Raw genomic sequence first — 26,313 nt, 5'->3', positions numbered from 1 at the left:
TGGTCGAAGTTTTACCTAACTGTCCATGGGTTTCCCTCAAGGCGTGCGATAGGGTCAACACCTGACTGACCTGATGGACCGCTGCCATGACGCTCTCGCTAGATTTGCTGCTGGGTTTCGCCCTGTTTGCACTCGTCACCTCGATTACTCCCGGCCCCAACAACACAATGTTGCTGGCATCGGGTGTGAACTTCGGCTTTAACCGCACCATTCCCCACATGCTTGGCATCACCTGTGGCTTCTTCGTGCTCGTGGTGGCAGTGGGTTTCGGTTTGGGCGCCGTGTTTCAAACCTATCCGTTGCTCTACAGCGTTCTGCGTTACGTCGGCGCGGCGTATTTGTTGTACCTGGCGTGGAAAATTGCCCGTTCGGGAGCGGTTGGCGATAGTGAAAAGGGCGAGAGTAAGCCGATCAGCTATTTGGGCGCCGCTGCGTTTCAGTGGGTCAATCCCAAGGCCTGGATCATGGCCATCGGTGCCATCAGCACCTACACGCCAATGCAGGGCTACTTCACCAACGTGATCGTGATTGCGGCCGTGTTCGCCTTGATCAACCTGCCGAGCGTTAGCGTCTGGGCAGGTTGCGGCACGTTGTTGCGTAACGTGCTGAAGGATCGTCGCTGGTTGCGGCTGTTCAACTGGGGCATGGCCTTGCTGCTGGTGGCTTCGCTGTATCCGTTGTTGCTCGAAAGCTTTGACTGACGCATTGCTTCAACCGGTTGCCCGATGCCTGTTAAGCTCGACTTCAGGAGCGTTCCTACGCACTTTTAAATGAAGTTGTTCTTCTTTAACGGCCTCCGATCAGGTATTTCTAACGCTCTGGACGATCGGCGCAGCTCACGAGGCTGCGCTTGACGTTTCAGTGACGAGCTTCCTGATCCCGGAACACGCTCTGCGAGTCTTTTATGAATAAACGTCCGTTGTATTTCGACTACGCCGCCACCACGCCGGTAGATGAGCGAGTCATCAAGGTGATGGTCGAGTGTCTGGGTTTTACCGGCAATTTCGGCAATCCGGCGTCCAGCTCCCATGCGTTCGGTCAACAGGCCCGGCAATCGGTCGAGCAAGCGCGGCGCCAGGTCGCCGAACTGGTCGGCGCTCAGGCGCAACAGATCGTCTGGACCTCCGGCGCCACCGAATCGAACAACCTTGCCCTCAAGGGCGTGGCCCAGGCCCGCGGCGTTTCTGGCGGCCACATCATCACCAGCCAGATCGAACACAAAGCGATTCTCGACACGGCGAAGCAGTTGCAGGACGCCGGTGTTGCGGTGACTTATCTGGTGCCTGACACCGAGGGTTTGATTACCCCGCAAGCGGTCAGCGAAGCGATGCGCGAAGACACCTTTCTGGTGTCGCTGATGCTGGTCAACAACGAGCTGGGCACCCTCAACGACATCCCGGCCATCGGTCAGGTAGTGCGTGATCGCGATGCGTTGTTCCATGTTGACGCAGCCCAGGGCGCGGGAAAAGTGGCGATCGATCTGGCCAAGTGGCCGGTGGATCTGATGTCGTTTTCCGCCCACAAACTATATGGCCCCAAAGGTATCGGCGCGCTGTACGTCGGGCCTCGGGCGCAACAGCGCTTGCAGGCGCAGATCCACGGCGGTGGTCACGAGGGCGGTTTGCGTTCCGGCACCCTGGCGACTCACCAGATCGCCGCCATGGGTGTGGCTTTCGCGTTGGCGGCCGCCTCGTTCGATGAAGAGAAAGCCACGATCGTGCGTCTGCGTGAACGCTTGCTTAAGCAACTGCTGAGCATTCCCGGGGTTTGTCTCAATGGCAGCCCGACCCAACGCATTCCCCATACCCTGAGCCTGACCTTCAACGAAGGCGAGTTCAACGCTGCGGCGCTGAGCCATTCGATTGCGTTTTCCGCGACCTCGGCCTGCAACTCCGCCAGCAATGCTCCCTCCCATGTGCTGCTGGCCCTGGGGCATGACGCCCGCTCGGCGGGTCGCACCATTCGCTTGAGTCTCGGCCGGTTCACCACCGAGCAGGACATCGACCAAGCGGTACACCTGATTAATGCGGCCTGCGTCAGTGCTCCGGCATTTTGGCAATAAGGTCTGAAAGTGCCGGCATTGATCGGTACTCAACAATAATGATGAAGTGATTAGCAGGAGACATGATGAGTACGCAGCCTTCGATCAATGGATCGGTGCCACAACGCCTGGCGCAAACCCGCGAGCTGATGAGCCGGGAGGGCATTCACGCTCTGCTGGTGCCGTCGGCCGACCCGCATCTTTCGGAATACCTGCCGGGTTACTGGCAAGGGCGGCAATGGTTGTCGGGGTTCCATGGCTCGGTCGGCACGCTGATCGTTACGCCGGACTTTGCCGGTGTCTGGGCCGACAGCCGTTATTGGGAACAAGCGACCAAGGAACTCAAGGGCAGCGGCATCGAACTGGTCAAGCTGCAACCGGGTCAACCCGGCCCGCTGGACTGGTTGGCCGAGCAAACCCCTGAAGGCGGCGTTGTCGCGGTAGATGGTGCAGTGATGGCCGTGGCTTCGGCGCGTACGTTGGGCGGCAAGCTCGAAGAACGCGGCGCACGTCTGCGCACCGACATCGATGTGTTGAGCGGAGTCTGGAGCGATCGTCCGACGCTGCCGAATGAGCCGATCTATCAACACCTGCCGCCTCAGGCGACTGTCAGCCGCGGCGAGAAACTGGCCAAGCTGCGTGAGGTTTTGAAAGATCGCGGTGCCGACTGGCACTTCATCGCCACCCTCGATGACATTGCCTGGCTGTTCAACTTGCGCGGCGGCGACGTGTCGTTCAACCCGGTGTTTGTTTCCTTTGCCTTGATCAGCCAGCAGCAGGCAACCCTGTTCGTGGCGCTGAGCAAGGTCGATACCGAGCTGCGCGCAGTCCTCGAACAGGACGGCGTAACCTTGCGCGACTACAGCGAAGTGGCCGCCGCCTTGCGCGCCGTACCGAGCGGGGCGAGTCTGCAAGTCGATCCGGCGCGCGTCACCGCCGGCTTGCTGGATAACCTGGATAGCGGCGTGAAGCTGGTCGAAGGCCTGAACCCGACGACGTTGGCCAAGTCGCAAAAAAGCCTGGCCGATGCCGAGCACATTCGTCAGGCGATGGAGCAGGACGGCGCGGCGTTGTGCGAATTTTTCACCTGGCTGGACACGGCGTTGGGCCGTGAGCGCATCACCGAACTGACCATCGACGAACACCTGACGGCGGCGCGTACCCGACGTCCGGGGTATGTATCGCTGAGCTTCAACACCATTGCCGCGTTCAACGCCAATGGTGCAATGCCGCACTACCACGCCACCGAAGAAGAACACGCGGTGATCGAGGGTGACGGTCTGTTGTTGATCGACTCCGGCGGCCAGTACCTGGGTGGTACCACCGATATCACCCGGATGGTGCCGGTCGGGACGCCGACCGATGAGCAGACGCGCGATTGCACGCGCGTGCTCAAAGGCGTGATTGCACTGTCCCGTGCGCAATTCCCTCGTGGCATTCTTTCGCCGCTGCTCGATTCGATTGCCCGCGCGCCGATCTGGGCGGAAAGCGTTGATTACGGTCACGGCACCGGTCATGGCGTCGGTTACTTCCTCAACGTGCACGAGGGCCCGCAGGTCATCGCCTACCAAGCTGCCGCCGCGCCACAAACTGCAATGCAGCCGGGCATGATCACCTCCATCGAGCCGGGCACTTACCGTCCAGGACGCTGGGGTGTGCGGATCGAGAATCTGGTGTTGAACCGCGAGGCGGGCAAAAGCGAATTCGGTGAGTTTCTGAAATTCGAAACCCTGACGTTGTGCCCGATCGACACTCGTTGCCTGGAGCCGTCACTGCTGACAGATGACGAAAAACAGTGGTTCAACGCCTACCACGCCGAGGTGCGCGAGCGCTTGAGCCCGTTGCTCGAAGGTGCAGCCCTAGAGTGGTTGAACACCCGCACTGCGGCTATTTGATCGGTTGGAGTTCAGGCGCTTCTTCAAGCGCCTGGCTCATGTAGTCGACGAAAGTTAACTCAGGGCTTCAAGGACGAAGTCCAGGCGATCCTGACCGAAGAACAACTGATTATCGACAAACATGCTCGGGGCACCGAATACACCCCGTTGCACGGCTGTTTCTGTGTTGTCCTTGAGAGTGGCTTTGACTTCCTCATCGGCAGTCATGGCCAGCACCTCATTTGGATCGAAACCGTTCTGTGTCAGAACTGTCGCGACAGTCGCCGGATCATCGAGGTCGCGGCCTTCAACCCAAAGGGCGTGAAACAGGCAATCGATGAACGCCTGAAAGCGTTCAGGATGGCGCAACTGCATGCCAGTGACGGCGCGCATCAGCATCAGGGTGTTGATAGGGAAGCGCGGATTGAACTTCAGCGGCACGCCGTAGCGCTTGGCGTAACGGTCCAGGTCCTGAAACATGTAACGGCCCTTGGCCGGGATGGTTGCCGGTGAAGCGTTGCCGGTGGCTTTGAAGACCCCGCCCAGCAACATCGGCTTGTAGATCAGTTGGCTGTCGGTCTGCTCGCAGATCTTCGGCAGTTGGGTATAAGCCAGGTAGGTGGCGGGGCTGCCGAGGTCGAAATAGAATTCCACGGTTTTGCTCATGGTCGATGTGCTCTGCTTATTATTTTAGGGGGGTTACCAGCGTTCGTTCCAGGGACGCAGGTCCAGCTCGAAGGTCCATGCGTCACGGGGCTGGCTGTGCAGGAACCAATAGTTATCGGCGATGTGCTCAGGATTGAGAATGCCGTCCTGCTCCTTGGTCGCGTACTTCTCGGGGAAACTCTCGCGGATAAAATCGGTATCGATGGCACCGTCGACGACAACGTGGGCGACGTGAATGTTCATCGGTCCCAGTTCTCGAGCCATGCTTTGCGCCAGGGCGCGAATCCCGTGTTTGGCGCCGGCAAACGCCGCAAACCCTGCTGCACCACGCATGCCTGCGGTGGCACCGGTGAACAGGATAGTGCCGCGTTGACGCTTGGCCATGCGCTTGGCCACTTCACGAGCATTGAGAAAGCCTGAGAAGCAGGCCATTTCCCAGATCTTGAAATATTTGCGCGCAGTTTCTTCGAGAATGCTGCAAGGCACGTTGGCGCCGATGTTGAAAACGAACGCTTCGATCGGGCCAACCTGGCTTTCGATCTGTTCGACCAGCGCAATCACGTCCTCTTCCTTGCGCGCATCACAGGCAAAACCGTGGGCTTCGCCGCCATCGGCCTTGATGGCATCCACCAGCGGCTGGAGTTTGTCCGCGCTGCGGCGGGTAACACACGCCACATATCCTTCCTGCGCAAAGCGTTTCGCAATTGCGCCGCCTGTGGCATCCCCTGCGCCTACAACCAGTACGACCTTCTTGTTATTCATAGGTAGATCCCTTTGCTAAACGATCGTTAACTAAACGAACGTTATGCTACGATTCGGCAAGCGTCAAGGCGATCAATCCTGAGGGCAAGGCAATGCGTTACTCGGCCAATCACAAACTGGAAACCAAAGAGAAGCTACTTGAAAGCAGCGCGGTGTCCGCCAAGAAGTCGGGTTTTTCAACGGTAGGTGTCGACGGTTTGATGAAGGCGATCGGCTTGAGTGGCGGGGCTTTCTACAGTCACTTTTCATCGAAGGATGAGCTGTTCGCCTCAATCGTTGAGCGTGAGCTGTGCCAAAGCCTGGAGCGTTTAGGGGCGGACCAGAATCGCGAAAAGTTCACGCGTTGCCTGAAACACTACCTGAGCATGTCCCATGTCGAGCACCCGGAATCCGGTTGTGCTTTGCCAGCATTGGGGGCTGAGATTGCCCGTTCAGACGTGATGATTCGTCAGCAGGCGGAGAACTGGATTTGTCGGCTTCAGCAGAGTTGGGCGCGGGTTCTGGAAAGCGACAGTCTGGCATGGGCGATTCTGTCGCAATGTATCGGTGCGATGGTCGTGGCACGAATGCTGGCCACGCCAGACATCCAGCGCGTGGTCTTGAAGTCCAGTTACGATGAGATTGGCCGCCAGATTGCAGGTCCACGAACCTGACAAGGCGGTATCAACCTATTTGCAGATGACGATCATGCTGCGACTGGTATAGCCGGCAGGGTTGAGGCCGAACGGGTAGTCGCCTGGTTCCTCCACGGCGTCCCCCGACTTGGCGATGACCTTGTAACCTTTGGGGGCGCACGAGTTGGCGGCGCTGGTGTAGCACTTGTCCCATGATGACGAGAGCCCGGAACAGTTGATATGCAGCCCTCTCTTGCCGTGTTTAACTTGGGTTTTCGATGTCGCCGCGCAGCCCGCAACCGCAAGTACGGCGATCAGGATCAAAATTCGTTTCATTGCTGTCCTTATAGCGTCCCCGGATCTTTGCGCCCGGGTCTGGCTGCTTTCGCTTTCGCTTTCGCTTGAAGCGTTCTGATATCCCTATCTGAAAAATCCATGTCTGACACTGGTTTACGGGCCTAAACATGGCCTAATTGCGCGGCAAATACCAGACCCTCGTAAAATCCTGTCTCAATCTGCAACGACCGCAGGCTTTACCGCACTCCCCATCGTCATGGTCGCGCCCACGGAAGCCAGAATGATGCACATGATGGCCATCCATTGTGACAGTGAGAGGTATTCATGGAGAAACAACAGGCCTGACAGTGCGCCGATAGCTGGTTCAATGCTCATCAACGTGCCGAATGTCCGGGTTGGGATTCGGGTGAGGGCGATCATCTCCAGCGTGTAGGGCACGGCGGTGGACAGAATGGCGACAGCGATGGCCACGGGGATCAGTGAGGGAGTGAGCAGCGCGGCGCCAGCATGGACGATGCCGATAGGGGCGACAAAAAGTGCCGCAATCATCACCCCCAGTGCCGCGGTCTGTACGCCATTGTCGGCGCCGGCCTTCTGGCCGAACAGAATGTACACCGCCCAGCAGACACCCGCGCCCAATGCATAGCCGGCGCCTACCAGATCGATTCCCGTCGTCGTTTCTCCCGTAGGTATTAACAGCAGCAAACCGATGGCAGCCAGGGCGATCCACAAAAAGTCGATCGCGCGACGTGACGCAAAGATGGCAACCGCCAGTGGGCCGGTGAATTCCAGTGCAACCGCGATACCCAGTGGGACGGTTTGCAAGGACATATAGAAGAGGAAGTTCATGCCGCCTAACGCCATCCCGTAGACGATGACGGTGCGCAGGGATTTTGCGGTGAGCTTCGCGCGCCAGGGGCGCAGTATCAGCATCATGATCACGCTGGCGAAGATCAGTCGAAGGGTGGTGGTCCCTTGCGCGCCGATAACGGGGAACATACTTTTAGCAAGGGACGCTCCCGACTGGATCGATGCCATGGCTATCAATAGCAGGCCAACCGAAAACAGAGTCGAGGCAAGGCTGCGGGGCTGGTCATTCATTGCGTGGCATCTTCCGAAGTAGAAAGCGAGAATGTTGTTGGGCAATATACTGCGCATTCGTTGCGAGCAGTCTATATATAGCAGCGATTTTGAACATCCTTATAGAAAAGCGTAATTAAGGGTTGACGGCAGATTCTGGAAGTCTATAATTCGCCCCACTTCCGGCGCAGTCGAAACGGAAAACTCCTTGGTAAACAATGAGTTACGCAGTTTTCGACAGCGAGTTGCTTCAGGTCATCGAAGCCCAGAAGGAGTTGAGAGAGCAGGGTTGTGTGGCTCTTTTAACGGTTCGATCTTCTCGGTCGAAAGCGGTGTAAAAGAGGTGTTGACAGCAGCGAGTAACGCTGTAGAATTCGCCTCCCGCTAACGAGAGATCGGAAGCGCAAGTGGTTGAAGTTGCAGAGGAAACTTTGAAAACTTCTTAAGATAACCGCTTGACAGCAACAGAGGCTGCTGTAGAATGCGCGCCTCGGTTGAGACGAAAGATCTTAACCAACCGCTCTTTAACAACTGAATCAAGCAATTCGTGTGGGTGCTTGTGGAGTCAGACTGATAGTCAACAAGATTATCAGCATCACAAGTTACTCCGCGAGAAATCAAAGATGTAACCAACGATTGCTGAGCCAAGTTTAGGGTTTCTTAAAAACCCAAAGATGTTTGAACTGAAGAGTTTGATCATGGCTCAGATTGAACGCTGGCGGCAGGCCTAACACATGCAAGTCGAGCGGCAGCACGGGTACTTGTACCTGGTGGCGAGCGGCGGACGGGTGAGTAATGCCTAGGAATCTGCCTGGTAGTGGGGGATAACGCTCGGAAACGGACGCTAATACCGCATACGTCCTACGGGAGAAAGCAGGGGACCTTCGGGCCTTGCGCTATCAGATGAGCCTAGGTCGGATTAGCTAGTTGGTGAGGTAATGGCTCACCAAGGCGACGATCCGTAACTGGTCTGAGAGGATGATCAGTCACACTGGAACTGAGACACGGTCCAGACTCCTACGGGAGGCAGCAGTGGGGAATATTGGACAATGGGCGAAAGCCTGATCCAGCCATGCCGCGTGTGTGAAGAAGGTCTTCGGATTGTAAAGCACTTTAAGTTGGGAGGAAGGGCAGTAAATTAATACTTTGCTGTTTTGACGTTACCGACAGAATAAGCACCGGCTAACTCTGTGCCAGCAGCCGCGGTAATACAGAGGGTGCAAGCGTTAATCGGAATTACTGGGCGTAAAGCGCGCGTAGGTGGTTCGTTAAGTTGGATGTGAAATCCCCGGGCTCAACCTGGGAACTGCATTCAAAACTGTCGAGCTAGAGTATGGTAGAGGGTGGTGGAATTTCCTGTGTAGCGGTGAAATGCGTAGATATAGGAAGGAACACCAGTGGCGAAGGCGACCACCTGGACTGATACTGACACTGAGGTGCGAAAGCGTGGGGAGCAAACAGGATTAGATACCCTGGTAGTCCACGCCGTAAACGATGTCAACTAGCCGTTGGGAGCCTTGAGCTCTTAGTGGCGCAGCTAACGCATTAAGTTGACCGCCTGGGGAGTACGGCCGCAAGGTTAAAACTCAAATGAATTGACGGGGGCCCGCACAAGCGGTGGAGCATGTGGTTTAATTCGAAGCAACGCGAAGAACCTTACCAGGCCTTGACATCCAATGAACTTTCCAGAGATGGATTGGTGCCTTCGGGAACATTGAGACAGGTGCTGCATGGCTGTCGTCAGCTCGTGTCGTGAGATGTTGGGTTAAGTCCCGTAACGAGCGCAACCCTTGTCCTTAGTTACCAGCACGTCATGGTGGGCACTCTAAGGAGACTGCCGGTGACAAACCGGAGGAAGGTGGGGATGACGTCAAGTCATCATGGCCCTTACGGCCTGGGCTACACACGTGCTACAATGGTCGGTACAGAGGGTTGCCAAGCCGCGAGGTGGAGCTAATCCCAGAAAACCGATCGTAGTCCGGATCGCAGTCTGCAACTCGACTGCGTGAAGTCGGAATCGCTAGTAATCGCGAATCAGAATGTCGCGGTGAATACGTTCCCGGGCCTTGTACACACCGCCCGTCACACCATGGGAGTGGGTTGCACCAGAAGTAGCTAGTCTAACCTTCGGGAGGACGGTTACCACGGTGTGATTCATGACTGGGGTGAAGTCGTAACAAGGTAGCCGTAGGGGAACCTGCGGCTGGATCACCTCCTTAATCGACGACATCAGCTGCTCCATAAGCTCCCACACGAATTGCTTGATTCATTGAAGAAGACGATAAAGAAGCAGCCCTGACGGGTTGTAGCTTGGTTGGTTAGAGCGCACCCCATGCTTTGTGGTAGAGAGCAGGGTGAGGTCGGCCTTATAGCTCGAAATTGGGTCTGTAGCTCAGTTGGTTAGAGCGCACCCCTGATAAGGGTGAGGTCGGCAGTTCGAATCTGCCCAGACCCACCAATTTTGTGTGGGAAACGCCTGTAGAAATACGGGGCCATAGCTCAGCTGGGAGAGCGCCTGCCTTGCACGCAGGAGGTCAACGGTTCGATCCCGTTTGGCTCCACCACTAACTGCTTCTGTTTGTTGAAAGCTTAGAAATGAGCATTCCATCGTGATGATGGTGAATGTTGATTTCTAGTCTTTGGCTAGATCGTTCTTTAAAAATTTGGGTATGTGATAGAAAGATAGACTGGACGTTACTTTCACTGGTAACGGATCAGGCTAAGGTAAAATTTGTGAGTTGCTCTTAATGAGTAAGAATGCGAATTTTCGGCGAATGTCGTCTTCATAGTATAACCAGATTGCTTGGGGTTATATGGTCAAGTGAAGAAGCGCATACGGTGGATGCCTTGGCAGTCAGAGGCGATGAAAGACGTGGTAGCCTGCGAAAAGCTTCGGGGAGTCGGCAAACAGACTTTGATCCGGAGATGTCTGAATGGGGGAACCCAGCCATCATAAGATGGTTATCTTAAGCTGAATACATAGGCTTAAGAGGCGAACCAGGGGAACTGAAACATCTAAGTACCCTGAGGAAAAGAAATCAACCGAGATTCCCTTAGTAGTGGCGAGCGAACGGGGACTAGCCCTTAAGTGGCTTTGAGATTAGCGGAACGTTCTGGAAAGTACGGCCATAGTGGGTGATAGCCCTGTACGCGAAAATCTCTTAGTCATGAAATCGAGTAGGACGGAGCACGAGAAACTTTGTCTGAATATGGGGGGACCATCCTCCAAGGCTAAATACTACTGACTGACCGATAGTGAACTAGTACCGTGAGGGAAAGGCGAAAAGAACCCCGGAGAGGGGAGTGAAATAGATCCTGAAACCGTATGCGTACAAGCAGTGGGAGCCCACTTTGTTGGGTGACTGCGTACCTTTTGTATAATGGGTCAGCGACTTATTTTCAGTGGCGAGCTTAACCGAATAGGGGAGGCGTAGCGAAAGCGAGTCTTAATAGGGCGTCTAGTCGCTGGGAGTAGACCCGAAACCGGGCGATCTATCCATGGGCAGGTTGAAGGTTGGGTAACACTAACTGGAGGACCGAACCGACTACCGTTGAAAAGTTAGCGGATGACCTGTGGATCGGAGTGAAAGGCTAATCAAGCTCGGAGATAGCTGGTTCTCCTCGAAAGCTATTTAGGTAGCGCCTCATGTATCACTGTAGGGGGTAGAGCACTGTTTCGGCTAGGGGGTCATCCCGACTTACCAAACCGATGCAAACTCCGAATACCTACAAGTGCCGAGCATGGGAGACACACGGCGGGTGCTAACGTCCGTCGTGAAAAGGGAAACAACCCAGACCGTCAGCTAAGGTCCCAAAGTTATGGTTAAGTGGGAAACGATGTGGGAAGGCTTAGACAGCTAGGAGGTTGGCTTAGAAGCAGCCACCCTTTAAAGAAAGCGTAATAGCTCACTAGTCGAGTCGGCCTGCGCGGAAGATGTAACGGGGCTCAAACCATACACCGAAGCTACGGGTATCACTTAGGTGATGCGGTAGAGGAGCGTTCTGTAAGCCTGTGAAGGTGAGTTGAGAAGCTTGCTGGAGGTATCAGAAGTGCGAATGCTGACATGAGTAACGACAATGGGTGTGAAAAACACCCACGCCGAAAGACCAAGGTTTCCTGCGCAACGTTAATCGACGCAGGGTTAGTCGGTCCCTAAGGCGAGGCTGAAAAGCGTAGTCGATGGAAAACAGGTTAATATTCCTGTACTTCTGGTTATTGCGATGGAGGGACGGAGAAGGCTAGGCCAGCTTGGCGTTGGTTGTCCAAGTTTAAGGTGGTAGGCTGGAATCTTAGGTAAATCCGGGATTCTAAGGCCGAGAGCTGATGACGAGTTACCCTTTGGGTGACGAAGTGGTTGATGCCATGCTTCCAAGAAAAGCTTCTAAGCTTCAGGTAACCAGGAACCGTACCCCAAACCGACACAGGTGGTTGGGTAGAGAATACCAAGGCGCTTGAGAGAACTCGGGTGAAGGAACTAGGCAAAATGGCACCGTAACTTCGGGAGAAGGTGCGCCGGTGAGGGTGAAGCATTTACTGCGTAAGCCCATGCCGGTCGAAGATACCAGGCCGCTGCGACTGTTTATTAAAAACACAGCACTCTGCAAACACGAAAGTGGACGTATAGGGTGTGACGCCTGCCCGGTGCCGGAAGGTTAATTGATGGGGTTAGCTAACGCGAAGCTCTTGATCGAAGCCCCGGTAAACGGCGGCCGTAACTATAACGGTCCTAAGGTAGCGAAATTCCTTGTCGGGTAAGTTCCGACCTGCACGAATGGCGTAACGATGGCGGCGCTGTCTCCACCCGAGACTCAGTGAAATTGAAATCGCTGTGAAGATGCAGTGTATCCGCGGCTAGACGGAAAGACCCCGTGAACCTTTACTATAGCTTTGCACTGGACTTTGAATTTGCTTGTGTAGGATAGGTGGGAGGCTTTGAAGCGTGGACGCCAGTTCGCGTGGAGCCAACCTTGAAATACCACCCTGGCAACTTTGAGGTTCTAACTCAGGTCCGTTATCCGGATCGAGGACAGTGTATGGTGGGTAGTTTGACTGGGGCGGTCTCCTCCTAAAGAGTAACGGAGGAGTACGAAGGTGCGCTCAGACCGGTCGGAAATCGGTCGTAGAGTATAAAGGCAAAAGCGCGCTTGACTGCGAGACAGACACGTCGAGCAGGTACGAAAGTAGGTCTTAGTGATCCGGTGGTTCTGTATGGAAGGGCCATCGCTCAACGGATAAAAGGTACTCCGGGGATAACAGGCTGATACCGCCCAAGAGTTCATATCGACGGCGGTGTTTGGCACCTCGATGTCGGCTCATCACATCCTGGGGCTGAAGCCGGTCCCAAGGGTATGGCTGTTCGCCATTTAAAGTGGTACGCGAGCTGGGTTTAGAACGTCGTGAGACAGTTCGGTCCCTATCTGCCGTGGACGTTTGAGATTTGAGAGGGGCTGCTCCTAGTACGAGAGGACCGGAGTGGACGAACCTCTGGTGTTCCGGTTGTCACGCCAGTGGCATTGCCGGGTAGCTATGTTCGGAATAGATAACCGCTGAAAGCATCTAAGCGGGAAACTAGCCTCAAGATGAGATCTCACTGGGACCTTGAGTCCCCTGAAGGGCCGTCGAAGACTACGACGTTGATAGGTTGGGTGTGTAAGCGCTGTGAGGCGTTGAGCTAACCAATACTAATTGCCCGTGAGGCTTGACCATATAACACCCAAGCAATTTGTGAACTCGAAAGAGGCCAGATTGCGGTGTGTGAAGACGACACCAGTCGAAAATTCGCAAGGCAACACACAAATCTATCGCCTACCCATTCGCTGGAGCGTGAACCTGAAAAGGCCCACGACCTGGCTACCGAATTTCTTGACGACCATAGAGCATTGGAACCACCTGATCCCATCCCGAACTCAGCAGTGAAACGATGCATCGCCGATGGTAGTGTGGGGTTTCCCCATGTGAGAGTAGGTCATCGTCAAGATTAAATTCCGAAACCCCTATCTGCGTATGCAGGTAGGGGTTTTGTTTTGTCCGCAGGAAAGTTCTCACAGCAATACCGGACGGCTCCCAGCTGTCACAGACTCCGTTGTTTTGCCCTTCAAGGACAACGTTAGAGGAAATCGCACTAAAGCGACCGCACGGTTTTTGGTATGGTGCAGCTCGTTTTTTTAACGGACTGATTTCAAGCCTACGGATCGGCACCCCCTTTACAGTCAAAGAGCTGCTGCAGAAATGCCCCAACCGATACCGATCAAGGACCACGAAAAAGAGACGCGCCTGGTCAACAAAAGATTGATGGCTTGCGCCCTGTTCGTCGTCGCCATTACCTGCGCGCTGGTAGTGCGCATGTATGTCCTGCAGGTAGTCGAATTTGACTATCACTCGACAATCTCCGAAAACAACCGCGTCCATGTCCTGGCGATCACCCCAACCCGTGGGCTGATCTACGACCGCAACGGCGTGGTTCTGGCAGATAACCGGCCCAGCTTCAACCTGACCATCACCCGCGAACGCGCCTCCGATGTCAAAGAAGAACTGGATGAGGTGGTCAACCTCCTGCACTTGCCGACAGAAGATCGAACGCTGTTCGACAAGGCAATGAAGCAGGCCCGGCATCCCTTCGTGCCGGTCACCTTGTTTTACGAACTCAGCGAAGAACAAATCGCCGTGTTGGCAGTCAACGAGTTCCGTCTGCCGGGAATCGACGTAGAGCCACAATTCGTTCGCCACTACCCGATGGGCGCGCACTTTGCGCATTCGATTGGCTATGTCGGCCGCATCAACGAGAAAGAATCCAAAGCCCTGGACACGGTGGAATACCGTGGCACTCAATCCATCGGCAAGACCGGCGTCGAAAAATTCTACGAGTCGCAGTTGCACGGCCAAGTAGGTTACGAAGAAGTCGAAACCAACGCTCAGGGCCGGGTCCTGCGAGTGCTAAAGCACACCGATCCGATTCCCGGCAAAAACATCGTACTGAGCCTCGACTTCAAGCTTCAGGAAGCCGCCGAGGAAGCCTTGGGCGATCGTCGCGGTTCGGTGGTCGCTCTCGATCCGTCGACCGGCGAAGTGCTCGCGATGGTCAGCAAGCCAAGCTTCGACCCGAACCTGTTCGTCACCGGGATCAGCGTCAAGGAATACGCAGCGCTGCACGACTCCATCGACCGGCCGCTGTTCAACCGCGTACTGCGCGGCCTCTACGCGCCGGGTTCGACCATCAAGCCGGAAGTGGCCATTGCCGGCCTGGACGCGGGCGTCGTCACCCCACAGACCCGCGTCTTCGACCCTGGTTACTACCAACTGCCGGACTTCGATCACAAATACCGTAACTGGAACCACAGCGGCGATGGCTGGGTGGACATGGACGCAGCGATCATGCGCTCTAACGACACCTACTTCTACGACCTGGCCCACAAGCTGGGCATCGACCGACTGCATGACTACATGGCCATGTTTGGCCTCGGCGAGAAAGTCTCGCTGGACATGTTCGAAGAGTCTGCCGGCCTGATGCCATCGCAAGCCTGGAAGCGCGCCACGCGCCGTCAGGCATGGTTCCCGGGTGAGACCGTGATCCTCGGCATCGGCCAGGGCTACATGCAGGTCACGCCGCTGCAGCTCGCCCAGGCCACTGCGCTGATTGCCAACAAAGGTGTCTGGAATCGCCCGCATCTGGCCAAGACCGTGGACGGTGTTGCGCCAGTGGATGAGCACCCGATGCCAAACATCCTGTTGAAAGACCCGCGTGACTGGGAGCAGGTCAACCATGGCATGCAGATGGTGATGCACGACGCTCGCGGGATTGCGCGGGCGGCAGCGGCGGGGGCTCAATACCGCATCGCCGGCAAGAGTGGTACCGCGCAAGTGGTGGCGATCAAGCAGGGCGAACGTTACAACCGGGCGAAAACCCTGGAGCGCAACCGCGACAACGCCTTGTTCGTTGGCTTCGCCCCGGCCGAACATCCGAAGATTGTCATCTCGGTGATGATCGAAAATGGCGAGGCCGGCGGTCGAGTCGCAGGTCCCGTGGTGCGACAGATCATGGATGCCTGGTTACTCGATCAGGACGGCCACCTGAAGCCGCAATACGCCACACCGAGCAAATTGCCGGGCGACCCTCACGTCTAAGCGATCAAGGCTTCACAGCACAGGCTCACGAATACTGAGCATGTGCTGGAAGCTTTCCAGGAACACTGTTTCTGCCTGAGTCATCTTCTGCTCGCGGTTCCACAGCAGTTGAATATCGAAATCGACCACTCCCTCTTCCAGCGGCAAACGCCAGAGCAAACCTTGCTCCACATCCCGCCGTACCAAGTGAACCGGCAAACAACCAATACCAAACTGTGCCCAGTCGGGAAATATCCCCGTAGATATCTGCCGCAATGCGCAGGACTTCTTTTCCGGTTTCGGTCAGATCAAGTCGTCGCCCGCTACGGGCAATCAACAGGGTGAATTTCACCATCGACCTGCGTCATCACCGCGACGAAGCCATTGAGGCGATGGAGCAGCAGGTCCGCGCGCGACTTCTGCTTAACGCCGTACTTGCCCGCGCGGGCATTGCCTACTAAGGAACAGTGCTGCGAACACAAAACCTGTGGCGAGGGGATTTATCCCCGCTGGGCTGCGCAGCGGCCCTAAAACCTGAGCCTGCATTTCTTCCTGCACAACGCGTCAACTGATTTTGCGACTGCTTCGCAGCCGAACGGGCGGTGCGGCGGTCCGCTAAATCCCCTCGCCACAACTGACAGGTATAAACCCATGCGCAGTTTTTTCCACCCCGAACAATCGCTTCACCATCCGCGCAGTTGCTACTCCCGTGGGCAGATGCGCACGCCGCAGGAAGTGCCCGAGCGCGCTCAGCGGTTGGTGCAGGCGTCTCGTTCATTGGGCTTTACGGTTGAGCAACCGACAGCCTCGCTTGCTGGCGAGCCGGCCGCTTACGCCTTGTGTCGTCCACCGGGGCACCATGCCCGGGCAGAAGCGGCGGGCGGATTCTGTTATGTGAACAATGCTACGGTGCTCCGGGGGCGATCCGACGAAGAGGCCCTCACAGGCACCCTAAGTATCAAGCCCCAGGCACCGGACAACTCAAATCCCCCTCCTGGCACTTCAAGTAATTCTTGAAAGTCTCAACCCGCGCCTTGGTCAATTCAGTCACACAGTTGCTGTAGATCAGCGGATACACACTCCCGCCTTCCACCCCGGCGCTTGAGAACTTGCACTCGGCATCCCGAAACGTAATCCACGAACGCTGCGCCCCGATCAGCAGCTTTTTGCTGTCGGGGTTGCTCTTCAAACGCGCGTTGATCTGCTGGTAAAGCGTATTCAACTCCTTATCCGCCGCCTTGTGCTGCTGCGCCGCGCACTGATTCATCGTGGCCTGATCGGCGGCGTTGTCGCAGTCCACCGCATAAGCAGCGGTGGTGAACAGCAAAGGTGTCAGCGCCAGAAGAAAGCGTGGGTGCATGGGGATTCTCGTTGTGACGTGGAAAGTTGAGGTGCAGTGTAGCGCTGCGGCGTATTCAGTTATCTATGCTTGCCATTCAGGGTGTTTTTCAATGGCTTCATATTCAAGCCAGGGCACGTCATGGGATGCCCAGATATGCGCTTGAGGCATCATTTCCGGGTCATCATCCAGTGTCGCCACACGCACAATGACGTGGGGTTGGTCCAAGCGCTCAGCCATCAAATGTGAACCGCAAACCGAACAGAAATTCCGAAGCTTGCCCGGCGACGATTCATAACTGCTCAGATGGTCCTGACCTTTGGTCCAGCGAAAATGTTCGCGCATGACCCCGGCTGTCGAGGCGAATGCCGCAGCGTGTGCTTTACGGCAGGTTTGACAGTGGCAATGACTGATGGGCATGTCGAGACAATCGAGTTGGTATTCGATGGCTTTACACAAGCAGCTGCCGTGCAGGCTATTCATGATGTTTCCCCGAGAGCATGAGTGAGTGTGGGGCTAATATTCTTGTCTGGTTTGCAAACGTTATCAGCTTCAGCCCGCTGACTCGTGTCTTCAAACCGGTGCTCAAGGGCAGAAATGCAGCCGAATATTTCGTACAGGGTTGATTGCGATACCCGATTGATACAACTTTAGGGTTGGTCTCGTGGTCTTACAGGCCTACTGTTCAGTACAGGAGGTGACTTATGAATCCAGCATCAGATCGCATCGAAAGGAAGATCCTGCTTAAAACGCCGCGTTCGCAGGTCTGGCGCGTGCTGGCCAATGCCGAAGCCTTTGGGCAGTGGTTTGGCGTTTCGCTGGAGGGCAAGCGTTTTGTCGCCGGTGAGTGGACCCAGGGGCAGATTACATATCCCGGTTATGAGCACCTGCTGTGGAATGTGCTGGTGGAACGGGTCGAGCCGGAACGGGTGTTTTCGTTTCGTTGGCACCCGTATGCGATTGAGCCCGAAATCGATTATTCCCAGGAGCCCACCACACTGGTGAAATTCGAGCTCGAAGACATGGATGACGGCACGTTGCTCAAGGTCACCGAGTCCGGTTTCGATCACATCCCTCAAACGCGCCGGCTCAAGGCGTTCCGCATGGATAGCCGCGGTTGGGATGAACAGATGAACAACATCGAAGAGTTTCTCAAAGTCAGTGCCAAGGAACGCGAGCGTCAGGAAGAGTGATGGCAGCACGCTGCAGGCCGCTGAATTCGAGGCCTCTCTGCTTGATACCTGAGCCGTCTAAGGGTTTTCGGAAGGGCGTCTATAGCGAATGTCTTACGCGCGATGGTAGCTATGTCGTCTATTGCACATTGGATCCGAAGCGTAATCTGGCTTCATCAACCGAAGCACAGGAAGTGCTCGGGATCATGGATGATCGACCATAAGCAAGGAATCGCTGCCGACAGGGAGTCGTAATGGTCTTGGGAAAACCCGCTTAGGCGGGTTTTTTTTCGTCTGCTGAAATCCCCTTCAGCGCCCGAGTAGCCAAAGGCTTACATCCGTTGACGGGCATCTCGTCTTTTGATGCGTCACCGATGTGTTTAATCTGGCCCCATCAACTGAGTCGCAGGATGCACTCAGGATCACGGATGATCGACCATAGGCCCGGATGGCTGCTGACAGGATGTCGCAATGGTCTTGAGAAACCCGCTTAGGCGGGTTTTTTTGTGAGCGATGGAAAGCCCTCGATGCAGCCGGGGCGCTGCCTGCACCGAGGAATGGATCAACGTACGGACGCCCGATCGAGTTTCGCCGCTGCACGCTCGGTAATTTCCGAGCGCAACTTCAACGATCCAGCAGCACGTTTGCGCGCTTCCTCCAGCACGCTGGCCGGAGCCGTCTCAGGGCTGCCCGAAGTAAACGGCGGCGCCGGGGCGTATTCGAGCTGCAACTGCACCAGCTCAGCCGTGTCCTTATCGAACAACTCTGCGGCCAGCGTCAGGGCAAAATCGATGCCCGCCGTGATCCCGCCACCGGTCAGCAGATTGCCGTCGCGTACCACTCGATCTTTCACCGGGATCGCTCCCAAAGGCGCCAGCAATTCGTGATACGCCCAGTGAGTGGTGGCGCGCTTGCCCTTCAACAGACCCGCCGCACCGAGCACCAGCGCGCCGGTGCACACCGACGTGATGTAACGCGCGTTGGCGGCCTGAGCCTTGATGAAGGCCAGGGTCTGTTCATCCTCCATCAACGGCCCGACGCCGCTGCCGCCGGGGATGCAGATCACATCCAGCGGCGGGCAATCGTCGAACGTAGTGGTCGGTTTCAGCACCAGGCCCGTGCTCGCGGTGACCGGCACCAGGTCCTTCCAGATCAGATGCACCTTCACGTCCGGTAGCGAGGCCAGTACGTCGTAAGGGCCGGTGAGGTCCAGTTGCTGAAGCTGTGGAAACAACAGAAAACCGATCTGCAACGTCATGGCATTTTTCTCATGAGGTGGGGGTAGACGCCTTTACTGTAGGCTCGTAGGATTTGGCGTATACGCCAATAACCCCACGAATTACGCCAATCATGCCGAAGACCATTCATGTGCTTGCCTTTGCCAATGTGCAATTGCTCGATGTCACCGGGCCATTGCAGGTGTTCGCCTCGGCCAACGATATTGCTCGCCAGAAAGGCTTGCCGCCGCCTTACGCGCCGACGGTGATTGCCAGCGGCGGCGGGGCGGTGATGTCGTCGGCGGGGTTGGTGCTGTTGGCCGAGCCGTTGCCCGAGGAGGGCAGCGACACGTTGATCATTGCCGGTGGCTGGGGCGTTTACGACGCGGCGCAAGACCAACCGCTGGTAGCTTGGGTGCGTGAACATGCGACCGGGTGTCGGCGGATTTCATCGGTGTGCACAGGGGCATTTTTGCTGGCTGCCAGCGGCTGGCTCGATGGCCGGCGGGTGGTCACTCACTGGACCCGTTGCGAGCAGTTGGCGCAGAAACATCCGCAATTGCGGGTCGAACCCAATCCGATTTTCATCAATGACGGCCCGGTCTGGACCTCGGCCGGGGTCACCGCCGGCATCGACCTTGCGCTGGCGATGGTTGAAGAAGATCTTGGCCGCACGATGGCCCTGGAAGTCGCCCGGCAACTGGTGGTGTTCCTGAAACGGCCCGGTGGCCAGTCGCAGTTCAGCGTGACCCTCTCTTTGCAGAAGGAAGGCAGCCGTTTCGACGAACTTCACGCCTGGATCAGTGAAAACCTCACCAAGGATTTGGGCATCCCGACCCTGGCCTTGCAGGCGGGCATGAGCGAACGCAGTTTCGTGCGCCACTACCGCGCCGACACCGGCCAGACGCCGGCCCGGGCCATCGAACTGATTCGGGTCGAGACCGCCCGACGTTTGCTCAGCGATACCGGTTTGCCGATCAAACGGGTGGCGGTGCAATGTGGATTCGGTAGTGAAGAGACGCTTCGGCGCAGTTTTCTGCGGGCCATGGGCGTGACCCCGCAGGCCTATCGAGAGCGTTTCAGCGTCAGCCCTCCAGCAGATCCAGTAATGCTCTGACCGTCGCCTCGGGCGCTTCTTCGGGAATGTTGTGCCCGACGCCCGCCAGCACTCGCCGCTCATAACACCCGGTGAAATAGGCGATGTCTTCGTCTATCTCCGGTGCCGGTCCGACGCCATCGTCAGCACCGCACAGGGAAATCGTCGGTACGCTGATCGGCGGTTGTCGGGTCAGCGCTTCTTCGATCCACTCCAGCGCCGGGTCGCCGGGCGCGTACATGAACCGGTGGCGGTAGGAGTGAATCACCACATCGACGAAATCCGGATTATCGAAGGCCGGTGCGCTTAACGGATACAACTCAGGGCCTTTGGTCCAAGTGGGTGACCACAAGGTCCAGAGCAATTCGCACAAGGCTCGGCGATGTTTCGTCAGTCCTTCGACGCCCCGTGGTGTGTGGAAGTAGTACTGATACCAGAGGCGGTGCTCGGTTTCCGGGTCCCGCGGTTCGGTGGAGTGGGGAATGTTCTGAAGGTTGTAACCGTCGCCGGTCACCAGGCAGCGAACCCGCTCGGGCCATAGCGCCGCCACGATGCACGCCGCCCGACCGCCGAAGTGGATCAGCGCTTCAGTGTTAATTCGACTCTCCAGCAAGGTTGTTTTCGCCTATCTCCTAGACTTCGACTTCCGCCACCTGATTGAAGTACTTCGACCGGTCCGGTGTAAACGTCACCACCATGTTGGTTCGCGAGCAGGTCAACGCCCGTTCTTCACTCAGATCGATATCCAGATCTCCCCCGCGTAACCCTTGCCATTGAGCGAGGTATTTGAGGGAGCCATACTTTTCGAGTTTTTTAAGGCTGCGACTCACACCACCTTTCCAGCCCAGCACCGGCAGTTCGCCGGCAAGGCAGCGTTGGGCGAGTTCGGGGAAGCGGGCGGCGCGTTGGCGGCCGATCTCCCAGCATTTGATCAGGCCTTTGTCGTGGGCTTCCCACAACTCGTCGCGGTTCAGGCCGGACCTGAGTGGGGTGTCGATGCTGCGGTGGATGCGCTGGGTCATTCTGGTTCCTTGAATTCGGGTTTTGTTGGACAGCTCCGCTGTACCCGTCGACGGTGGATGGTAGGGGGGGATGTAACGGCTGGCAACAAAGGTTTTTCGGGGGAGGATGCGGGATTTTGTTTAAGCGATGCAGGACTTCACACTACACAAATTTGTGGCGAGGCGGTTCACGGCTGCCAGAAATTCTTCTCCCCACTCAGTTTTCGATCCAGAAAACTTGCCGCACTGATCAGCGCCAAATGCGTCAGCGCTTGCGGCGTATTCCCCAGGTGGCGCGCATGGCTGTCGAACTCTTCGGCGTACAACCCCAACGAGTTGGCGTACCTCAGCAGCTGTTCAAATTCCAGATGTGCCTTTTCCACCTGGCCGGCGCGGGCCAGGCATTCGACGTACCAGAACGAACACGCGGCGAACGCGCCTTCGGTGCCGACCAGACCGTCGATCTGGCTGTCTTCGTTGCGATAGCGGTAAACCATGCCATCGCGCACCAGATTCTTTTCGATGGCGTCGAGGGTCGCGAGCCAGCGCGGATCCTTGGCGCTGACGAAGCGCACCAGCGGCATCAGCAACATCGAGCCATCAAGCGCGGTGCCGCCCTTGTACTGAACGAAGTGCCCGCGTTCTTCGTTCCAGAAGTTTTCCCAGATGTCAGCGTAGATCGCCTGACGGGTCTGGTCCCAGCGGGCGAACGGGGCGGGCAGTGAGCGTTTGGAGGCGAGGCGAATGGCCCGGTCCAATGCGACCCAGCACATCAGTCGCGAGTGCAGGAAGTGATGTTGTTCGCCACGCATTTCCCAGATGCCGACGTCCTTTTGCTCCCAGGTTTCGCAGACCTGATCGACCACTTCCACTGCGTGTTTCCAGCCTTCATGGGAGATGGCGTCGCCGTATTTGTTGACCAGGTACACCGCGTCCATCAGTTCGCCGAAGATGTCGAGCTGGACCTGGTCGTAAGCCTGATTGCCGATCCGTACCGGTGTCGCGCCGCCATGGCCGGACAGGTGCGAAAGTTCGGTTTCCGGCAATTCCTGGCGGCCGTCGATGGCGTAGAGAATGTTGAGTTTCATGGAGTTGCCGTGGCAATCGTTGACCCTCCCGCGTAGCCAGCGCATGTAATCGTTGGCCTCCTGAACGAAACCCAGGCGCATGAACGCATAGACGGTGAACGAGGCGTCGCGGATCCACGTGTAGCGGTAGTCCCAATTGCGCTCGCCGCCAGGCGTTTCCGGCAGGCCGAAGGTCGCGGCGGCGAGGATCGCCCCGTGTTTGCGCGAGGTCAGCAGTTTCAGCGCCAGGGCCGAGCGATTGACCATCTCCCGCCAGCGACCGCGGTAGTTGGACTGGCCGATCCAGTCGCGCCAGAACTTCAGCGTGCGTTCCATGCACAGTGCTGCGGCGCCTTCCTGGAAGCGCGGATCGTCGATGCCGCCGAGCAGGAATTTGGCGCTCTGGTCCTGTTCGAGGGTGAATTCGGCGACCGCCGCATGGCCGTCGATACGTAAAACCTGGTCCGAAGACAGGCGCAGGGACGGCTGATCGGCGGCTTCGAAGGTCACGTCCTCTTCATCCATGCGCGCTCGGGTCTTGGCGCGAGCGTAGTCATGACGCACGGCGCAGCGCATGTGAAACGTCGCCTGGCCGCTGACCACGCGAACCCGGCGCATCAGCACCGGCGTGGCATCTTCGCTGTCACCGATGGGCAGCAGGTCGGTGACTTCGACGACTGCGCGGTCGCTAAGCCATCGGGTTTGCAGCACATTGGTGTCGGGCAGGTAAATCTGTTCGCGGCGAGCGTCGGGTAAATCCGGGGACAGTTGGAAAATCCCCGCCTCAGGCGTATCCAGCAGCGAGCAGAAGATCGATGGGCTATCGAATTCTGGCCAGCAGAAAAAATCCACACTGCCCTTGTCGTTGACCAGTGCCGCACTGCGCATGTCGCCGATGATGCCGTGGGCATCGATAGCGCTTTGTCGTTCGGGGTGATGATCAGCCATTGCCGCGAAACTCCGGATAAAGGCTCATGCCGCCGTCGATGAACAGGGTGGTACCGACAATGTAGTCGGAGGCATCGGAGGCGAGGAAGACCACCGCGTTGGCGATGTCTTCGACGTCACCGATGCGGCCGTAGGGGATGAGTTTGAGCAGTTCTTCGGCGGCTGCGCCTTCGGTGGCGTCGCGGTTGATCGCCGTGCGGATCGCCCCCGGCGCAATCCCGTTGATGCGGATCCGCTGGTGGCTGACTTCCTGGGCGAGGGTTTGCATCAGCATGTCCACGCCACCTTTGGACGCGGCGTAATTGACGTGACCGGCCCAGGGAATGCGTTGGTGCACCGAGCTCATGTGGATGATTTTGCCAGCGGCCCGGGACACGCCTTCGCGAATGCCTTGTTGGTTGAAAATTTGCAGGGCGGCGCGGGCGCAGAGGAACTGACCGGTGAGGTTGACGCCGATCACCTGGTTCCAGTCGTCGAGGCTCATGTCCACGGCCGATGCGTCTTTCTGCAGGCCAGAGTTGGCGACCAGAATGTCCAGAAAACCGAAGGCTTCGAGGGTTTGTGTGAATAACCGTTCGACGTCTTCTTCTTTGGAGACGTCGGCGCCAATGGCGATGGCTCGATCGCCTTGAGCATTGATCGTCCGGGCCAGCGCCTCGGCGGGGGCGGCCTGAGAGTTGTAATTGATCACCACGGCGGCACCGGCGGCGGCCAGGGCCTTGGCAGCACCGGCACCGATGCCGGAACTGGCACCGGTGATCAGGGCGACTTGTTGGTCGAGGGAAATCTGCATGGAGTTTAAAGCCTTGAGTCGAGGGCTTAACTAGCTGACTGGTTTGAGCGGCCTAGAGTTCAGCAGCAAGATCAAAAGATCGCCGCCTTCGGCAGCTCCTACAGGTGAGCGCATTCCAACGTAGGAGCTGCCGAAGGCTGCGATCTTTTGATCTTCAAGGTCTTCACATTCAACCAACAAATAGCCACTTTCCCCTAAACCTGCCTTATGGCAACTTGCAGGCCCTTGTTGAGACCCGAACCATGGCAAACCCCTACCGCGAACTATTCAAAGCCCCCGGCAGCAGAGCATTCGTGCTGGCCGGCATGATCGCGCGCATGCCGATTTCCATGACTGGCATCGGCCTGATTACCATGCTCTCGCAATTGCAGGGCGGTTATGGATTGGCCGGTGCGGTAGCGGCGACGTTTGCCCTGGCCACGGCGTTTTGTGCACCGCTGGTTTCGCGGCTGGTGGACCGTTTCGGGCAGCGGCGGATCTTGCCGGTGTCGGCACTGATCGGTGGCGGGGCGTTGTTGCTGGTGTTGCTTTGCACTCGCTTGCAGGCGCCGAACTGGACGTTGTTCCTGTTCGCAGCGCTGGCCGGTTGCATGCCGAGCATGTCGGCGATGGTGCGGGCGCGCTGGACCGAGGTGTATCGCGGCCAGCCTGAACTGCAAACGGCCTATGCCCTGGAGTCGGTGCTGGACGAAGTCTGCTTTATTGTCGGGCCGCCCTTGTCGGTGGGGTTGTGCGTGGTCGCGTTTCCCGAAGCCGGGCCGTTGGCGGCGTTGCTGATGCTGGCGATCGGGGTCACGGCGTTTGTGCTGCAACGTGATACCGAGCCGGCGATTCATCCCCATGAAGACCATCATCAGGGTTCGATCATTCGTTCTGGCGAGATTCAGTTGCTGATGCTGTTGATGGTCGCGATGGGCACCATCGTCGGTGTGGTGGATGTGGTCAGCGTGGCGTTCGCCCAGCAGCAGGGCCAGCCGGCGGCGGCGAGCATTGTGTTGTCGGTGTATGCCATCGGCTCGTGTATGGCGGGGTTGGCCTTCGGCGCGTTGCGCTCGAAATTGCCGCTGCCGCGACTGTTTCTTTACGGCGGGGTGGCGACGGCGGTGACCACGTTGCCGTTGCTGCTGGCGACGAACATTCTCGGGCTGTCGCTGGCGGTGTTCGTCGCCGGGTTGTTCTTTGCGCCGACGCTGATTGTTGCGATGGCGTTGGTGGAGCGCATCGTGCCGCCGGCCAAACTGACTGAAGGCCTGACCTGGCTGGTCACTGGGTTGAGTATTGGCGTGGCGGCTGGTGCGGCCAGTTCGGGGTGGCTGATCGATGCATTTGGGGCGCGTAGCGGGTTTTGGGTGGCGATTGTTGCTGGCGCGGTGGTCCTCGGTTCCGCAGTGCAAAGCTTCCGTCACTTGAAATAGATCTTCGACTAATTCAGGTACTGCCTCGTCCGTTCTCTTAACAGACAACTTTTCGAGGTAAGCCCGGTGACCCAGCTGACTTTGCTCTGCCTGCCCTATTCGGGCGCGAGTGCCATGGTCTACAGCCGCTGGCGGCGCAAACTGCCGGAATGGCTGAAGCTGCAGCCCGTGGAACTTCCGGGGCGTGGCGCCCGGTTTGGCGAACCCTTGCACACCGACATGCGCCGCTTGGCGCTGCAACTCGCGCAGGAACAAAAAGCCACGCTCAAGGCGCCGTATGCGCTGTTCGGTCATAGCCTCGGCGCGTTGCTGGCTTGTGAGATGGCCCATGCGTTTCGCTCGCTGGGCTGCCCGGAACCGGTGGCGCTGTTTGCGTCGGGCACCGCCGCACCGATCCTGCGTGCCGACTACGATCGCGGTTTCGCCGAACCCAAAACCGATGCCGAATTGATCGAGCAATTGCGCACCCTCAACGGCACCAGTGAAGAGGTGCTGGCCAACGAGGAGCTGATGAACCTGACGCTGCCAGTGCTGCGCGCGGACTTTCTATTGTGCGGACGTTTCGAACCGCAGCAGCGCCCGTTGCTCAAGTGCCCGATCCATGTGCTCGGCGGCAAGACCGACCGCGCCACCCCCGAGCAACTGATCGGCTGGAGCAAGGAAACCCGCGGCAGCTTTTCGGTGGACATGCTCGCTGGCGGTCATTTCTTCATCCATGAGCACGAGGCCAAGGTGTTGCGGGTGATCAAGGATCAGCTCGACGTGCACCATCGTCGGCACATCATGGCCGCCAGCGCCTGAAACAATCTCAAAATTCACTCAATCCCCTG

General features: G+C 57.4%; 19 protein-coding genes, 2 tRNA genes, 3 rRNA genes and 3 pseudogenes. 15 read left to right on the top strand and 12 right to left on the bottom strand.

Translation table 11 applies throughout. The features are described from left to right. Nucleotides 1–86 precede the first annotated feature (86 nt). The 3 genes from ACYZTX_RS22015 to ACYZTX_RS22005 all read left to right on the top strand — a co-directional run bounded on the left by ACYZTX_RS22015 (nt 87) and on the right by ACYZTX_RS22005 (nt 3,936). Complete coding sequence (locus ACYZTX_RS22015; RefSeq protein ID WP_462035827.1) at nt 87–701, top strand: LysE family translocator; 615 nt, start codon at nt 87–89, stop codon at nt 699–701. Nucleotides 702–904: 203 nt separating this feature from the next. Next, nucleotides 905–2,062, top strand: a complete 1,158-nt coding sequence (locus ACYZTX_RS22010; protein ID WP_462035826.1) for a cysteine desulfurase family protein — start codon at nt 905–907, stop codon at nt 2,060–2,062. Between the two features lie 65 nt (nt 2,063–2,127). Then, complete coding sequence (locus ACYZTX_RS22005) at nt 2,128–3,936, top strand: aminopeptidase P family protein (protein WP_462035825.1); 1,809 nt, start codon at nt 2,128–2,130, stop codon at nt 3,934–3,936. Nucleotides 3,937–3,990: 54 nt separating this feature from the next. Here the strand turns inward: ACYZTX_RS22005 and ACYZTX_RS22000 are convergent, their stop codons facing one another. Beyond that, the gene (locus ACYZTX_RS22000) at nt 3,991–4,581 is read right to left on the bottom strand and encodes a 2-hydroxychromene-2-carboxylate isomerase (RefSeq protein WP_462035824.1); all 591 of its coding nucleotides are present in this window, start codon (nt 4,579–4,581) and stop codon (nt 3,991–3,993) included. Nucleotides 4,582–4,614: 33 nt separating this feature from the next. After that, nucleotides 4,615–5,343, bottom strand: a complete 729-nt coding sequence (locus tag ACYZTX_RS21995) for an SDR family oxidoreductase (RefSeq protein WP_462035823.1) — start codon at nt 5,341–5,343, stop codon at nt 4,615–4,617. A 92-nt stretch (nt 5,344–5,435) separates the two neighbouring features. On the opposite strand from ACYZTX_RS21995, the gene ACYZTX_RS21990 reads away from it, so the two are divergent. Further along, the gene (locus ACYZTX_RS21990; RefSeq protein ID WP_462035822.1) at nt 5,436–5,996 is read left to right on the top strand and encodes a TetR/AcrR family transcriptional regulator; all 561 of its coding nucleotides are present in this window, start codon (nt 5,436–5,438) and stop codon (nt 5,994–5,996) included. Between the two features lie 15 nt (nt 5,997–6,011). On the opposite strand, the gene ACYZTX_RS21985 is transcribed toward ACYZTX_RS21990, so the two are convergent. After that, the gene (locus tag ACYZTX_RS21985) at nt 6,012–6,293 is read right to left on the bottom strand and encodes a hypothetical protein (protein ID WP_008156219.1); all 282 of its coding nucleotides are present in this window, start codon (nt 6,291–6,293) and stop codon (nt 6,012–6,014) included. Between the two features lie 174 nt (nt 6,294–6,467). After that, the gene (gene rhtA, locus ACYZTX_RS21980; protein WP_462035821.1) at nt 6,468–7,355 is read right to left on the bottom strand and encodes a threonine/homoserine exporter RhtA; all 888 of its coding nucleotides are present in this window, start codon (nt 7,353–7,355) and stop codon (nt 6,468–6,470) included. Between the two features lie 659 nt (nt 7,356–8,014). Here rhtA and ACYZTX_RS21975 point away from each other — a divergent pair. From ACYZTX_RS21975 to mrdA, 6 genes are all read left to right on the top strand, one after another. Then, nucleotides 8,015–9,553, top strand: a 16S ribosomal RNA gene (locus ACYZTX_RS21975). 162 nt (nt 9,554–9,715) lie between these two features. After that, nucleotides 9,716–9,792 (top strand) — tRNA-Ile (locus tag ACYZTX_RS21970). Between the two features lie 30 nt (nt 9,793–9,822). Continuing rightward, nucleotides 9,823–9,898: transfer RNA gene (locus tag ACYZTX_RS21965), tRNA-Ala, on the top strand. 251 nt (nt 9,899–10,149) lie between these two features. Further along, nucleotides 10,150–13,041 (top strand): 23S ribosomal RNA (locus tag ACYZTX_RS21960). Between the two features lie 155 nt (nt 13,042–13,196). After that, nucleotides 13,197–13,312 (top strand): 5S ribosomal RNA (rrf, locus tag ACYZTX_RS21955). Together the 16S, 23S and 5S rRNA genes with 2 tRNA genes alongside form the textbook arrangement of a ribosomal RNA operon. 251 nt (nt 13,313–13,563) lie before the next feature. Then, nucleotides 13,564–15,456, top strand: a complete 1,893-nt coding sequence (gene mrdA / locus ACYZTX_RS21950; RefSeq protein ID WP_462035820.1) for a penicillin-binding protein 2 — start codon at nt 13,564–13,566, stop codon at nt 15,454–15,456. Nucleotides 15,457–15,468: 12 nt separating this feature from the next. Here mrdA and ACYZTX_RS21945 read toward each other — a convergent pair. Continuing rightward, a pseudogene (locus ACYZTX_RS21945) lies at nt 15,469–15,675 on the bottom strand (LysR substrate-binding domain-containing protein); the annotation flags it as partial. A gap of 411 nt (nt 15,676–16,086) precedes the next feature. Here ACYZTX_RS21945 and ACYZTX_RS21940 point away from each other — a divergent pair. Beyond that, nucleotides 16,087–16,347, top strand: a pseudogene (locus tag ACYZTX_RS21940) (hypothetical protein); the annotation flags it as partial. Nucleotides 16,348–16,393: 46 nt separating this feature from the next. On the opposite strand, the gene ACYZTX_RS21935 reads toward ACYZTX_RS21940, so the two are convergent. Continuing rightward, nucleotides 16,394–16,795 carry a lysozyme inhibitor LprI family protein gene (locus tag ACYZTX_RS21935; protein ID WP_462035819.1) on the bottom strand — a complete coding sequence of 134 codons (402 nt, stop codon included), beginning with the start codon at nt 16,793–16,795 and terminating at the stop codon, nt 16,394–16,396. Between the two features lie 63 nt (nt 16,796–16,858). Next, entirely contained in the window at nt 16,859–17,257 is a 399-nt protein-coding gene (locus ACYZTX_RS21930; protein ID WP_462035818.1) for a GFA family protein, read from the bottom strand. 221 nt (nt 17,258–17,478) lie between these two features. On the opposite strand from ACYZTX_RS21930, the gene ACYZTX_RS21925 reads away from it, so the two are divergent. Continuing rightward, a complete protein-coding gene (locus ACYZTX_RS21925) occupies nt 17,479–17,967 on the top strand; it encodes an SRPBCC family protein (protein ID WP_462035817.1) in 489 nt (162 codons plus the stop codon). A gap of 541 nt (nt 17,968–18,508) precedes the next feature. Here the strand turns inward: ACYZTX_RS21925 and inhA are convergent. Then, the gene (inhA, locus tag ACYZTX_RS21920) at nt 18,509–19,204 is read right to left on the bottom strand and encodes an isonitrile hydratase (RefSeq protein WP_462035816.1); all 696 of its coding nucleotides are present in this window, start codon (nt 19,202–19,204) and stop codon (nt 18,509–18,511) included. Between the two features lie 92 nt (nt 19,205–19,296). Between inhA and ACYZTX_RS21915 the strand changes: the two genes are divergently transcribed. After that, nucleotides 19,297–20,280, top strand: a complete 984-nt coding sequence (locus ACYZTX_RS21915) for a GlxA family transcriptional regulator (RefSeq protein ID WP_462035815.1) — start codon at nt 19,297–19,299, stop codon at nt 20,278–20,280. Here ACYZTX_RS21915 and ACYZTX_RS21910 read toward each other — a convergent pair. From ACYZTX_RS21910 to ACYZTX_RS21895, 4 genes and pseudogenes are all read right to left on the bottom strand, one after another. Further along, a pseudogene (locus tag ACYZTX_RS21910) lies at nt 20,249–20,833 on the bottom strand (alpha/beta hydrolase); the annotation flags it as partial. The gene ACYZTX_RS21915 and the pseudogene ACYZTX_RS21910 overlap by 32 nt on opposite strands. A gap of 58 nt (nt 20,834–20,891) precedes the next feature. Beyond that, on the bottom strand, nt 20,892–21,281 hold the full coding sequence (locus ACYZTX_RS21905) for a hypothetical protein (protein WP_462035814.1): 390 nt from the start codon (nt 21,279–21,281) through the stop codon (nt 20,892–20,894). Between the two features lie 167 nt (nt 21,282–21,448). Next, a complete protein-coding gene (locus ACYZTX_RS21900; protein WP_462035813.1) occupies nt 21,449–23,275 on the bottom strand; it encodes a glycoside hydrolase family 15 protein in 1,827 nt (608 codons plus the stop codon). After that, nucleotides 23,268–24,068, bottom strand: coding sequence for an SDR family oxidoreductase (locus tag ACYZTX_RS21895; RefSeq protein ID WP_462035812.1), 801 nt, complete (start codon nt 24,066–24,068; stop codon nt 23,268–23,270). The genes ACYZTX_RS21900 and ACYZTX_RS21895 overlap by 8 nt, the downstream gene beginning before the upstream one ends. A gap of 242 nt (nt 24,069–24,310) precedes the next feature. Here ACYZTX_RS21895 and ACYZTX_RS21890 point away from each other — a divergent pair, with 242 nt between their 5' ends. Further along, nucleotides 24,311–25,483 carry an MFS transporter gene (locus tag ACYZTX_RS21890; protein ID WP_462035811.1) on the top strand — a complete coding sequence of 391 codons (1,173 nt, stop codon included), beginning with the start codon at nt 24,311–24,313 and terminating at the stop codon, nt 25,481–25,483. A gap of 66 nt (nt 25,484–25,549) precedes the next feature. Beyond that, nucleotides 25,550–26,284, top strand: coding sequence for a thioesterase II family protein (locus ACYZTX_RS21885; protein ID WP_462035810.1), 735 nt, complete (start codon nt 25,550–25,552; stop codon nt 26,282–26,284). The last annotated feature ends 29 nt before the right edge of the window (nt 26,285–26,313 follow it).

Source organism: Pseudomonas sp. MDT1-17, from assembly GCF_054898105.1.
This window is presented reverse-complemented; position numbering and strand designations above follow the sequence as displayed.

Coding starts and splice junctions, on each gene's coding strand:
- ACYZTX_RS21930 (WP_462035818.1), bottom strand. CDS start 17,257: ATGAATAGCCTGCACGGCAGCTGCTTGTGTAAAGCCATCGAATACCAA.
- ACYZTX_RS21985 (WP_008156219.1), bottom strand. CDS start 6,293: ATGAAACGAATTTTGATCCTGATCGCCGTACTTGCGGTTGCGGGCTGC.
- ACYZTX_RS21990 (WP_462035822.1), top strand. CDS start 5,436: ATGCGTTACTCGGCCAATCACAAACTGGAAACCAAAGAGAAGCTACTT.
- rhtA (WP_462035821.1), bottom strand. CDS start 7,355: ATGAATGACCAGCCCCGCAGCCTTGCCTCGACTCTGTTTTCGGTTGGC.
- ACYZTX_RS22005 (WP_462035825.1), top strand. CDS start 2,128: ATGAGTACGCAGCCTTCGATCAATGGATCGGTGCCACAACGCCTGGCG.
- mrdA (WP_462035820.1), top strand. CDS start 13,564: ATGCCCCAACCGATACCGATCAAGGACCACGAAAAAGAGACGCGCCTG.
- ACYZTX_RS21905 (WP_462035814.1), bottom strand. CDS start 21,281: ATGACCCAGCGCATCCACCGCAGCATCGACACCCCACTCAGGTCCGGC.
- ACYZTX_RS22010 (WP_462035826.1), top strand. CDS start 905: ATGAATAAACGTCCGTTGTATTTCGACTACGCCGCCACCACGCCGGTA.
- inhA (WP_462035816.1), bottom strand. CDS start 19,204: ATGACGTTGCAGATCGGTTTTCTGTTGTTTCCACAGCTTCAGCAACTG.
- ACYZTX_RS21900 (WP_462035813.1), bottom strand. CDS start 23,275: ATGGCTGATCATCACCCCGAACGACAAAGCGCTATCGATGCCCACGGC.
- ACYZTX_RS21895 (WP_462035812.1), bottom strand. CDS start 24,068: ATGCAGATTTCCCTCGACCAACAAGTCGCCCTGATCACCGGTGCCAGT.
- ACYZTX_RS21890 (WP_462035811.1), top strand. CDS start 24,311: ATGGCAAACCCCTACCGCGAACTATTCAAAGCCCCCGGCAGCAGAGCA.
- ACYZTX_RS22000 (WP_462035824.1), bottom strand. CDS start 4,581: ATGAGCAAAACCGTGGAATTCTATTTCGACCTCGGCAGCCCCGCCACC.
- ACYZTX_RS21925 (WP_462035817.1), top strand. CDS start 17,479: ATGAATCCAGCATCAGATCGCATCGAAAGGAAGATCCTGCTTAAAACG.
- ACYZTX_RS21915 (WP_462035815.1), top strand. CDS start 19,297: ATGCCGAAGACCATTCATGTGCTTGCCTTTGCCAATGTGCAATTGCTC.
- ACYZTX_RS21995 (WP_462035823.1), bottom strand. CDS start 5,343: ATGAATAACAAGAAGGTCGTACTGGTTGTAGGCGCAGGGGATGCCACA.
- ACYZTX_RS22015 (WP_462035827.1), top strand. CDS start 87: ATGACGCTCTCGCTAGATTTGCTGCTGGGTTTCGCCCTGTTTGCACTC.
- ACYZTX_RS21935 (WP_462035819.1), bottom strand. CDS start 16,795: ATGCACCCACGCTTTCTTCTGGCGCTGACACCTTTGCTGTTCACCACC.